This window comes from Lentibacillus saliphilus (assembly GCF_019093865.1).
GTDB classification, from domain to species: domain Bacteria; phylum Bacillota; class Bacilli; order Bacillales; family Amphibacillaceae; genus Lentibacillus_B; species Lentibacillus_B saliphilus.
The window spans coordinates 75,870-87,895 of sequence record NZ_JABJXD010000005.1 but is presented as its reverse complement, the minus strand read 5'-3'; the positions used below and the strand labels follow the sequence as shown (position 1 = coordinate 87,895).

Here is a 12,026-nt window from a genome sequence, read left to right as displayed (position 1 = left end):
GTAAGTTATGAATTCAACGCTAATGGCTTGTTATAGCACATAGCGAAGGAAAAACACGGAGACTCCTGTGGGAGCAGAGGCCTAGTTGAGACCCCGCAGTGCGATAGCACGAGGAGGCTCATCAGCCGCCCACGGAAAGCGTAGTGTTTTTCCGTAGCGGCGTATGCCTGCCCGCTCAAGCTTCGTGGTATTCGTATTTTGGGAAGCTTTTGGACACTGCCCACATGATGAATAATGCTGTCACACTTCCGCCAAAGAAGAAGAACAATGCCGGGATGGAGATCCATGTAATATAATAGACCCCCCACAAAACAGCCATAATAAACAAGGTTAAGACAGGATGAGTAAAGCTAATGATAAACGGCCACTTAAAGTAATCGACCCATTTCAAACGGAAATGCACAAGGATCGGAAAGAAATAAATAAATACCGCCACGTATAAAATGAGAGAAGCCAACACCGTATAACTCACAACTAAATATATAAAGCTATCCTGACCTCTCAAAATATTAAACTCTAATATGAGCATATACCCTATTACAAACAAGACCAAGCCAGCCGCATTTGCTTTAACAAATTCCGCTTTAAATGCCTTCCAATACGACCGAAATATCGGGACATCTTCCTCGCCACGAACCCACTTCCTTACAATAGCAAACATGGCAGCGGTCGCCGGCATAAAACCAAGCACGAACAGACCGAGCGCACTAAATAAAATCCAGCACACATTCAAAAATGCCAAGCGCATCGTCCAAACTGAAAACCGATAGTAGCCATTCACTAACCCTTCCATCTCGTCTCACCCCCACTTCAAATGCCAAGCTTTGAACTACTCCTTCACCGAACCGATTAACACACCTTTAACGAAAAAGCGTTGTAGAAAAGGATATACGATTAACAACGGCAATGCAGAGACGATGATTACAGCATATTTGACCAAAGAGGCTGTCTTAATTTGATCGGAAAATGATTGCGCAGCCCCCGCTGCTGTCGCTGCACTATCGGCACTCACCTCGTTTAATATGAGAATTTGCCGCAAAATTAACTGCAACGGAAATAATTTTTCATCCGATAAATAGATTAACGCGTTAAAATACTGATTCCATAGCGCAACTGCATGGAACAAAGCCATAACCGCAATAATCGGCATGGACAGCGGAAGCACGACCCGCATAAACAAGTAGAAATCACTGGCACCGTCTATTTTTGAGGCTTCAACGAGCTGATCAGGTATCGTTTGTTGGAAAAATGTTCGTGCCACAAGCACAGACCAAGCACCGATGACACCTGGAATAACGATTGCCCACATCGTATTCACCATTCCTAAATATTTAACGACTAAGTAGGTCGGGATTAACCCCCCATTAAAAAGCATCGTGAATAGGATAAACCATAAGAACACCTTTTTTGCCATTAACTCCTTCCGGGAAAGCGCATATGCAGCTGGCAGCAGGATGAACAAATGAATGAGCACACCGACTGTTGTATAAACAATCGTATTGCGATACCCGATCCAAATTGCGTCATTTTGAAATACCCGATTAAAGCCGTCCAGCGTTATATCAACAGGCCACAGCCACATCTCTCCTGAATTAACGGCATGCGGATCACTGATCGATGCACTAATGACAAATATAAGCGGATAAATAATGATCAACGTGATGGATAAGACAAATAACAAATTCAACCTATCAAACGCTCGATCGGACAAACTAAACCGCGACATACCTCACACCTCCTACCATAAGCTGTTATTGCTGACCTTTCTAGCAATTTGGTTAACTGTAATTAACAAAACAATGTTAATCAGAGATTCAAATAATCCAATAGCTGCGGCAAAACTGTACTGGCCTTCCAATAAACCCGTTTCATATACAAATGTCTGGATAATATCTGATGTCTCGGAGTTTAAATTGTTTTGCATCAAAAGCACTTTCTCAAAGCCGATTTGCATGAAATTGCCGATATTTAAAATGAACAGGATGATGATTGTTGGCAGGATGGTCGGAATATTAATATGTATAATACGCTGGAATCGCGTAGCACCATCCACCTTGGCAGCTTCATGCAGCTCTGGATTTACGCCTGCCAGTGCTGCGAGGTAAATAATCGTCCCCCAACCAAGCGACTGCCACTGTCCTGACCAAACAAATATATGTCTAAACCATTCTGGACTCGTCAGAAATGGTATTGGCTCCATCCCAAACAAACGGACAACATGATTGACCAAGCCCGTATTCGGGTCAAGAAACGCAACGAGCATCCCAACAACGACAACAACCGATATGAAATGCGGCGCATACGTAAGCGTTTGGGACCATTTTTTAAACGCGCCATTCCTCAGCTCATTTAACGATAATGCAAAAATAATCGGTAAAGGAAACAAAAGAAGGTTGTAGGCATTGAGGATAATGGTATTCTTCAACAGCCTCCAAAAATAATACGACTCAAAGAACCGTTCAAAATGCTCAAACCCTACCCACGGGCTCCCGAACATGCCCAGATTTGCGAAGTAATCTTTGAATGCAATCTGGATCCCATACATTGGAATGTAATGAAAAATAAAGAAATACACGACGGCAGGTAAAAGAAAAATATATAATTGCCAATTCCGTTGTAAGCTTTTAAGTATTTTAGAATCACCTTTATGTTTGACTGGCTGCTCCACTGCCACCACGTTCAACCCCCTTTTCGCTATGCTCGTAAAACATATACGGCGCTCTATGAAACTTGCAAACATACAATTAAGACAGAAAGAATAAAAGGGCATGGTTCCCAAGGATGCTCGTAAGCGTTTTCTTTTTTGCTGTAAACCCGCCATGCCCCTAATGGTTAACTGCTTTTATTCACCTCTGTAACGATCATAAGCCTGCTGGTACACTTTAACGACTTCTTCAAAATTCATACCTTCAATCGTTTCAACGTACTGATCCCAATCGGATAGATCCTCATCGCCTGTGATAAATTTATCACGCATTTCTTCCGTGTATTTCGCGATATCCTGACCTGCAGCTTGAAGGACTTTATTTTCTTCCTCAGTAAATGTGAAGCGCGGCCAAATTTCATCAGCAGCCATTGGCTCAATTTTCTCAGCAGCGGCCATCGATTGTGGTGCTGATTCGCCACCCTGGAAATAATCCGCCTTAATAATACCGTTGATCGAACCGAGCCACGTTAATTGCTTGGCAAGCGCCTGCTCAAATGTCATATCGCCTTCCGGATTAACAATGTGATCCATGTATTGAATTTCTCCGTCTACTTCTTCAAACGTTTCACCTTCAACACCCATATAATACAGCTTAGCGCCTTCATCACTGTAGAAATGATCCATCCACCTTACAGTAGCCGCTGGATTTGGATTTTCATTCGTAATGACTAAATTCGCTGTATCCCAAATTGGTGATGAAATTTTGTTGTAGCTCTGATGGCCATCCGGACCTTCCAAAGCAGCCACGCTATTATACTGGCCACCAATATCTTCACCAAACAACTCAATCGGATCATAGAAGATCATGCTGCCATACAAGTTGTTCGACGCATTTGCGAGGAACTGACCCCACTCTATTGAGAAGATACTCTGGTCGATTAACTTCTCATCATATAATTTATGAATGTACTCAAGCATTGCTCTGTATTCATCCGTTGTTGCATAGAATCTTACTTTACTCTCATCGTTAGGATCTACATCAATATTACCGGTATTAGATGGACCACGATTCATGACACCGAACGAGCCTGCTAGCCATTGAATTAATTCCTGAATCTGCGTACCACCGTAAGGAATTGTTTTCCCATCGCCAATTGGATCTAGTTCTTTAACCGCTTTCAAATATTCATAGAATTCTCCAGTCGTTTCAGGAATGTCCATCCCTAACTCATTCAACCAATCTTCATTAACCCACGGTCTTGCACTGAGTCTTAATGATAGAAAATCCTTTTCAATGAGCGACGGCATTGAATAGATGTTGCCATCCGGGAATGTAATCGCTTTCTTTATACTCGGATCTTCTTCCATTAATTTAGACAAGTTCGGGGCATATTCATCTATTAAATCATTCAAAGGAAGAAATATATCTTGCTGTCCATATCGTAATAAATCCGTGTTCGGTAGTGATGACAGGAAGAACGCATCCGGCAATTCACCGCCACCTAGCGCAAGATTACGCTTTTCATCAAGCGCATCAGGACTAATTAAATCCCAATTAACGTTAACGTTCGTCATATCACGATAATGATTCCAAACGAGAATATCATTCCAATCATTATCTTCATTTTGTGCGGGCTTGTTTGCAAAAAACTCTAAGTCAAGTGATTCTTCAACGATTGGCATCCCCGTTTTATTCACATCACTTGCTTGTGGATCATCTTTACCTGAGTCTGAACCTGCATTATCACTTTGACACGCCGACATGGTCAATACAACCGCTGCTATTAAAAGCAACATCGGCCAGAAACGTTTCGACTTCATTAAAAAACCCTCCCTTTAAGCATCGGTTTCTCTCCACCCATTAAGATCAACGTAACTCTACATCAGTCGTCTTCATTGACCCCTCCTTTTTGTCTAAAAACTTAAGCAAACGCAAATAGATTTGCTATTATTCGATATCGTAACACTATTTATACGTAGTGTCAATATAACATTATAATGTTTGTAGTGTTGTTTTATTGTTATGTAGATTGTATTGGAAAAATGCGTGTGAAATGAGGCATAAGGGGGATTGGAAATGCTGGAGTGGAATCGAGGCAACAAAAAAACAACCCAAGGTGGATGAGCTGTTTTTTGATCATCTATATACTTTTTTAAGAGAGGCGGTTTTGCCAAAAGAACTCTGAATGACAGGAGTGACTTTTTCAGTAGGATTAGAAGAACTGCCAGGAATTGATCCCGGCAGTTTTTTAAAAACTAACTTCATTAGGAGACGGCTCATCAATTAGGAGATGAAATAAGAGGAGAAGGTTTGCCCTAGGCTGAGTGCACGTTTATCCCAAATAAACCCCCTCACACGTATTCGCCAGTGGTTCATAAAAGCAATGCTTCTTATATTGGCCGGTAAAGGGCTGACCGTACCATGTAGGCGGACAGGGCGCATACGGATTAAAGTACCAAAGCGCATATTTGGACGGGTGCTCTCTCCATGTATCCAAGTTCCGTTTCGCCAGCCTTTTATCAATTTCCCTTGCTCTGTTATAAAAGACGTTCCCTTTTTGTACAGCTTCAAATGAATAATTTCCACCCTGAACCTGATAAATCACTTGTGGAATGGTTCGCAAATCCACAAAGTCCAGGCAGTTCGCTTTCGCTCGATTCACAATAACATTGCCAACCATCAGCATCCCTAATTGCCCTTCTCCTTCAGCCTCTGCCCGCATCATCCGAGCCATTAAACTCACATCACTGTCTGTATACTTTACTCTTGCCATAATGAATCACCTCTTAATGAATTATATGGATAAGGCTCTCTAATGATGAATGGTTGAGAGAACGTATTCCCAGGGAAATGATCGATTCACACTTACCCGGCAATATGTTAGAATTTTAAGTGATAATAAAAAATTCGGTCACAAACATACTCAAGTAGGAATATTAGTAAGCTTTAAGATAAAAGGTATTTTAGAATGTGGGGGATTTAAATTGAGAACGGCATTTGGACGGATATTTTGGGGGTTCTTGTTGGTTTTAATTGATATTGATGTTTTTATTGATCTATTACCTAATCCTGTGGGATATCTATTAATATTCTCTGGGATAGCTATTTTGCTCGATAAATACCCAATTGGAAAAAAAGCATATACGACAGCAATCCTACTTACGATCGTTTCAATTCCAACCATATTCATCCACGCCACAGAAAAGTGGTGGGTTTACGCTTTTGGCTTGGGGGCATTAAAATTACTTCTCGTATTTTTTTTATTCCAGCTTATGCTTGAAATTGCACGGGTACAAGACGATGCACAGCTTTTTAGAAAAACCTCCAGCACAATGAAATTCTATATGATTTCATTCATTCTTGTTTATATAGCCACACCTTTTACAATTAATTCTGTTAATCAGTTCAACAGCACATCATTAGCATTCGCAACGATCTTAGCAGTGGCCATTCTTATTGTGGAAATCATATTCCTTTTGCTGTTGCTGAAGTTCCGACATTTAGATGAAGAAACAGCTTGATCATGACATATAGTTTTAATGTTGTGCTCATATTCAGCAAACAGGCCCGAATGTGGGAGAAAGGATGGGGAAAATGGTAAATAATTATCCAAAACATATTGTCGCTGTTTCTGCATATATCACGAATGAAAATGATGAAACATTATTAGTTAAAACCCATAGGCGCTCAGATACCTGGGAATCACCAGGAGGGCAAGTTGAGGAAGGTGAGTCTTTAGATAAAGCAGTCTGCCGGGAAACCTTAGAAGAGACGGGTATTGTTATAAAACCAACTGGGATTACGGGCGTTTATTACAATGCTTCAAGTGAAATCTTGTCAGTAGTTTTCAAAGCTGAATACATAAGCGGGAAGCTAAAAATACAACCAGAGGAAATTAAAGAAGCAAAATTCATTGCTCTAACCGAGGCTAATATTGGTTCTTATATAACACGCCCACATATGCGGTCTCGCACTATTGATGCTATGAATTCAACTTGCTATGTTCCTTATGAAGCTTGGGAAACAAGTCCATATAGGTTATTAGGTAGATTGGACAATAAAGATTAAGATTTAATTTAAAGAATCTGAAACGATTGTTACGCAGCTTTATGCCAGAAACGGGCGCAATTATTGAATAAGAATTAGCGCCAGTATCGAATATAAGGGCCAAATTGTTGAAGACTGTGAAAGATATATGATGCGGCACCCAATAAGAAGAGAGGATTCACGCTATGAATTTGGATAACCCAATAGCAAGGGGAAATACTGCAAAGATTTATCTTACTGAAGACAAAATAATTAAGGTGTTTAATGACTTTTTGCCGGATAACGAGTCCATAAAAGAAGCAAATAAACAAAAATATGCATATTCATGTGGACTTCCCGTACCTAGGGTCTTAGATGTTACCGTTATAAATGGTAAGCAAGCTATTATAATGGAATATGTAAAGGGCGAGACATTGGGAGATTTATATCTCAAAGATAAAGAACAAGCTGAGTGCTACCTGAATACTTCTATAAATATGCAACGGAAAATTCATAGCATTATTCCAGACACCATTGAACCAATGTATGAAAAGTTATATCGACAAATTGCGGCCATAACTATAATTGATGAAAGACAAAAAATTTATTTGTTAAACAAACTAGAATCATTAACGTTTGAGAATAGGCTATGTCATGGTGACTTCCATTTATTCAATTTAATCGAGACAGGAAACGAATTAGTAGTTATAGATTGGGTGGATGCAAGTGCAGGAGATTTTCGCGCTGATGTATACCGCACTTATCTTTTATATTCGCAATTTTCATCTGAATTAGCGGAAGTTTATTTAAGACTCTATTGCGAGAAAAGCGAAATAAAAAGAACAGAAATTTTCCAATGGGCTCCAGTCATTGCTGGTGCAAGATTATCAGAAAATGTTTCATCGGAGAATACAGAACGACTAATTGAGATTATAAATAGGCACTGTCCAATGTAACATTGCGACATTCCAGACGTGAACCTTCATGCATTGGATACTGCGAAAAAAACAAGTGGTAAAAAGGGAGTGTTATATTGAACAGAGTTGTAAAATTGAATAAGAATTCTGCCGTAAGACCTAAAAAGAAAGTTTATGTAATCAGCTTGTTGGTTATTTTGTTAATGTTACAAGGATGCAATATTGGAAAAAATAATGTTGATATAGCGGTTAAAAAGGTGTCAGATTTATTTGAGGATGGGGAAGTGGAGAAAGTCAAAGAGGGAGAGCCAGATAAAATAAAGGATTCAACTAACCAAAAGCACATTGATGCAGCTATCGAAGCAATCGATAAAATTGATACAAATAACGGGAAACATAGTGAGAACCTTGCTATAGTTTTCGGTCTCCAGTCTGCCGTCCTCATTGCTCAAGTACAATTAAAAGAACGGGAAGGTACGGAGGATTCTTCTAATTATGATTCTCGAGACGAACAAAAAGAGCAATTTCAACCTGATGAAAATGATATTGTATTGAAAAACAATAAATTAAAAAATAAAGATATTCTTGAAGAATTTATAAATGTTGCTGGGGAAAATAACGACAGCGAAATTAGAATAGTGAAGGACGAAGAGGAAAAAGGGGTAATAATTTACGATCTGAAATCGGTATATGATAAAAATGTTGATCAAGGTTGGATCGATGTCATTCCAAATTTGGAATATTATATAGCAGAAAAAGATGAGGCACAAATTGTTTTCAATATAAGGCAGCAATGTGGCTATATCTCAAAAGATCAGCAATTAGGGTATTATATATTGAATGAATGTTATACTCATTTTGAATATCCTTTACTCCCAATAATTAATGATAATTAAGGAGGTCACTAAAAAAAGAATTTCTATTATATTAACAATGGTAGCTATTGTTATTTTTGGTGTCTTTTCTTACTATTCGTCTTTGACTGAACCCAATAGGAATGTTGATCTTTATTTCATTAACAGGAAAGATTGCTGCATTAGAATGGCAGGATCATTTACTTTCTTGAAAGGAAGGGCTCTTGATGTCAATCAAATATGCTCATACAAATATCGTTGCAAAAGACTGGCGTAGATTATCTGATTTTTATATTAGGGTTTTTAACTGTAAGCCTGTATTGCCTGAAAGAGACCTCTCAGGAAAATGGTTAGACAAGGTCACTAATATAGAAAACGTTCATATTAAAGGCATCCATTTAACGTTGCCTGGGTTTGATGACGGACCGACTTTGGAAATTTTTCAATATTACCCTGAAAATCTTGATAAGCAGCAATCACATATTAGTTCTCAAGGCTTCGGACATATTGCATTTGTAGTGGATAACGTTGAAGAAGTTTTGAACACATTAATTGAACACGGCGGCCAAAAATATGGAAGTTTAGAGGAGAGAGAATATGAGTCTCTAGGAATCTTAACAGTCGTCTATGCAAAAGATCCCGAAGGAAATATCATAGAGATTCAAAACTGGAAATTACAGAAAACACAGCTTGATTAAGACATGCTAAGCTCGTATTCAGCAAACAGGGTTTGAGAAGGTGAATAGAAAAATGAAGGGGAAATGACATATGTTCGATGCTGGTTGGCTTAACATCGGCAGTTTGATACTTGGATTAGCAGCTTGGATAACGCCTATTGTTAGTCTTTTGAGGAATAAACAACAAACGAATAATAAATTGGTCACCTTTTCAATCATCAGTTTCAGCGCTTGTTCAATTGCGATATGTTTACAAATTTTTTATAACCTTCATTTGGTAAGAATTGAAGATTGGGCTGCCTTGATGGATACAATAGGCGCTGTGGCCTTTGTTTCAACAGTACTTGTTATTGTCACCATTTTACTAAATGTATTTACGTTGATTTTTTATCGAGATAAAACTGCATTGTAAAACAAGCAGGTGCTTATCTTATATAAAGAATACTACTAATGCTCAAGCACCAGTAGAGGAAATACTATTTTATGAGTCAGCATAAAAACACACGACTTGATATGAAGAAGTCGCCAGTCAGTTTGGCAAGCCTTCCCTTTCGGTGAAAAATTGCTCTTAAGTAGCCGATATATAGGAAAATATCTCGTTGAACAAGCAGCAGAATATTAATTATGATTCATAGTTCCATTTTTAAAATAGGGGGATACATCTTTGAAATTAACTTACATAAAAATTAGCCCTTCACAAAATATGACCGTTCTCGTTACGAGCTATGTTGACCCGACAGATTATGTGCACATCGCTAACACTATTATGGACTATGAATATGTTCATGCGGAACAAGCAGGATTCATTGTTTCTCCACAGGATAATCGTTCTGTTCTGCGATTAGAGATGTCTGGGGGTGAATTTTGCGGAAATGCTGTTTTGGCCGCAGCTGCCTATTGCAAGTATCAAAAAATATGTCAAGATAATCGTTTTCTAATAGAAGCTTCTGGCGCCAAATCACCACTTTTATGTGATGTAAAGATGAAATCCCCTACCTTTTTTGAGATTAAAGCCGAAATGCCTCAACAGTTTTCCATGAATGATATTGTAATTTCATATCATAACAAAAGCATTTCTGGTAGTCTCGTTCAATTAGAAGGTATTATTCACTTCGTTACAAATTACTGGCCACACGAGGATGAATTTACTTATATTCTAGAGGCCGTAAAAGAAGTCGCGCAGGACAAAGCCATTGGAATTATCCCTTATCGTTACTTAATGGAGGGGGCATACGAAATTCGTCCATTTGTTTATGTGGGCGATACGGGGGCCACATTTTTTGAACGGTCTTGCGGCTCTGGAACCCTTGCACTAGGCTTTTTTTTAGCTGAAAAGGGGAAGGAACATATATTTAACGTCCTACAGCCTGGTGGAACCATTTGTGTCGAAATCGGCAGCAAAAGTTATATTTCAACTGATGTGCGGATCACGTGTGAAGGAATTGTTCATCTGCCTTTTTGAAAGGGAGGAAAAGGAAATGAGTGTTCTGTTTAGAATTGAGCTGTATGTAAGGGATATTGAAAAATCATTGAATTTCTATCAAGACATTATTGGATTAGAGATGTACGATAGAAATGAACGATGTGGACGTTTTAATTATGATTGTTTTTCCTTGTTAATAACTTCTGAATCAATCTTGGACGATCAACATTATTTCAATAAAAAAGCCAAAAGCCCTATCAAAGGAAACGGCTTTGAATTCATTATTGTTGTAGATGAATTGGAAGAAGTCTATCAGAGATGCCTTGATAACAACTATCCTATCGAAGTTGATGTAGAAAAATATCCTTGGGGGATGAGAGGATTTAAAGTAGCAGACCCCGATGGATATTATTTGAGGGTTACTTCTAAATAAGCAATTATGATCGATATTCATAAGTGCAATGTTTTGTAATCAGGCGCTTTTTTAGAAATACATCATTTAAAAAGCGCATGTGCCAGAAAAGACACATTTGTTGAGTGTTATTGCAATCTGCAATCTTTGTTAATACGAAGGAGCATAAAATAGTGAATAAGAAAAATTTAATGGTCTTACTAACAGTATTTTTAGTAGCGGTATTTATAACCGCCTGTGAGAGTTCGTCTGTTGAAAATAATGATGTCGATCATAATGATAAAGTTGCTGATGCAGAAAATGATTCCAATGGTGGAGCAAATAAAAGCAACAATAATAATGCGGATGAAAATAGTGAAGAAGCAGCTGAAAAAAATGATATTACCAACAACGTTGATGAAGCATCAGGTGTGAGCACCAATCAAGATAATAACGTCAGTGAAGGTTCCAATGATGACGGGGGAAATGATCTTTTAACCGAATATTCTTCTGAGGAAATCGAATTCGCCCGTGTCTGGTTGCAGCTTGGTGCCAATCAAGATATAGATCAATTATATGCTGAGCGAATTTCAGCAGGAGAACCACTTAATCCTGATGATGAGACGAGCCTTGATTACCCAGAGGACGTTGTTCAGTTATCGGGTTCTCGCCTAATAGATGGCGTGGTGACGTACAGCAGCAATGGTGATGGAACTGTTAATGTTTACAATGTTCCGAAGCGCTGGGATGGAAAAAATCCCGCTGGCGAGGATACATATAAAAAAATTATTGAAAGTACAAAACAAGAATCTATTGATGTGTGGCAAGATGAGCAGGTCGAGGCGTTAATAAAAAAACTTAAAATAGATTCATAAACAAAAAGAACACTACGCGATTACAGACCAGAAAAAATAGACCTCCCTGAGTTTCGCAGCCGGGTGAGATCTATTCCTTGTTCGCGCTGCCCCCTCTTGAAGGGTAGCGATTCATTGCTGACCGGAGATATTCGCGTATCTTCGGTCTTTTTTGGTTTATGCTTTCTTCTTGTCTCTATGTTAAATATAACACGAGAAGATGATTTCCAAAAAAA

Annotated in this window: 14 protein-coding genes; 9 read left to right on the top strand and 5 right to left on the bottom strand. The window is 38.7% G+C overall.

Annotated elements, in window-relative coordinates:
- Window positions 1–175: 175 nt before the first annotated feature.
- The 5 genes from HPC67_RS10055 to HPC67_RS10035 form a co-directional block, all read right to left on the bottom strand.
- A complete protein-coding gene (locus HPC67_RS10055) occupies window positions 176–793 on the bottom strand; it encodes a YesL family protein (protein ID WP_217587528.1) in 618 nt (205 codons plus the stop codon).
- Window positions 794–829: 36 nt separating this feature from the next.
- Window positions 830–1,726, bottom strand: coding sequence for a carbohydrate ABC transporter permease (locus HPC67_RS10050; RefSeq protein ID WP_217587527.1), 897 nt, complete (start codon window positions 1,724–1,726; stop codon window positions 830–832).
- Between the two features lie 12 nt (window positions 1,727–1,738).
- A complete protein-coding gene (locus HPC67_RS10045) occupies window positions 1,739–2,674 on the bottom strand; it encodes an ABC transporter permease (protein WP_217587526.1) in 936 nt (311 codons plus the stop codon).
- 168 nt (window positions 2,675–2,842) lie between these two features.
- Window positions 2,843–4,468, bottom strand: a complete 1,626-nt coding sequence (locus tag HPC67_RS10040) for a type 2 periplasmic-binding domain-containing protein (RefSeq protein WP_217587525.1) — start codon at window positions 4,466–4,468, stop codon at window positions 2,843–2,845.
- A gap of 512 nt (window positions 4,469–4,980) precedes the next feature.
- Entirely contained in the window at window positions 4,981–5,421 is a 441-nt protein-coding gene (locus HPC67_RS10035; protein ID WP_217587524.1) for a cell wall hydrolase, read from the bottom strand.
- 211 nt (window positions 5,422–5,632) lie between these two features.
- On the opposite strand from HPC67_RS10035, the gene HPC67_RS10030 reads away from it, so the two are divergent.
- The 9 genes from HPC67_RS10030 (at window position 5,633) to HPC67_RS09990 (ending at window position 11,811) form a co-directional block, all read left to right on the top strand.
- Window positions 5,633–6,169, top strand: a complete 537-nt coding sequence (locus tag HPC67_RS10030; protein ID WP_217587522.1) for a hypothetical protein — start codon at window positions 5,633–5,635, stop codon at window positions 6,167–6,169.
- Between the two features lie 73 nt (window positions 6,170–6,242).
- Complete coding sequence (locus tag HPC67_RS10025) at window positions 6,243–6,716, top strand: NUDIX hydrolase (protein WP_217587521.1); 474 nt, start codon at window positions 6,243–6,245, stop codon at window positions 6,714–6,716.
- 164 nt (window positions 6,717–6,880) lie between these two features.
- Window positions 6,881–7,630, top strand: coding sequence for a phosphotransferase family protein (locus HPC67_RS10020; RefSeq protein WP_217587520.1), 750 nt, complete (start codon window positions 6,881–6,883; stop codon window positions 7,628–7,630).
- Window positions 7,631–7,707: 77 nt separating this feature from the next.
- The gene (locus HPC67_RS10015; RefSeq protein ID WP_217587519.1) at window positions 7,708–8,487 is read left to right on the top strand and encodes a hypothetical protein; all 780 of its coding nucleotides are present in this window, start codon (window positions 7,708–7,710) and stop codon (window positions 8,485–8,487) included.
- Window positions 8,488–8,672: 185 nt separating this feature from the next.
- Window positions 8,673–9,143: a VOC family protein gene (locus HPC67_RS10010; protein ID WP_217587518.1), complete on the top strand. Its 471-nt coding sequence runs from the start codon at window positions 8,673–8,675 to the stop codon at window positions 9,141–9,143.
- Between the two features lie 70 nt (window positions 9,144–9,213).
- Window positions 9,214–9,534 (top strand): hypothetical protein, encoded by a 321-nt coding sequence (locus HPC67_RS10005; protein WP_217587517.1) that lies wholly within the window; start codon window positions 9,214–9,216, stop codon window positions 9,532–9,534.
- Window positions 9,535–9,786: 252 nt separating this feature from the next.
- Window positions 9,787–10,584: a histidine racemase CntK family protein gene (locus tag HPC67_RS10000; RefSeq protein WP_217587515.1), complete on the top strand. Its 798-nt coding sequence runs from the start codon at window positions 9,787–9,789 to the stop codon at window positions 10,582–10,584.
- A 16-nt stretch (window positions 10,585–10,600) separates the two neighbouring features.
- Window positions 10,601–10,978: a VOC family protein gene (locus HPC67_RS09995; RefSeq protein WP_217587513.1), complete on the top strand. Its 378-nt coding sequence runs from the start codon at window positions 10,601–10,603 to the stop codon at window positions 10,976–10,978.
- Window positions 10,979–11,130: 152 nt separating this feature from the next.
- Entirely contained in the window at window positions 11,131–11,811 is a 681-nt protein-coding gene (locus tag HPC67_RS09990; protein WP_217587512.1) for a hypothetical protein, read from the top strand.
- Window positions 11,812–12,026 lie beyond the last annotated feature (215 nt).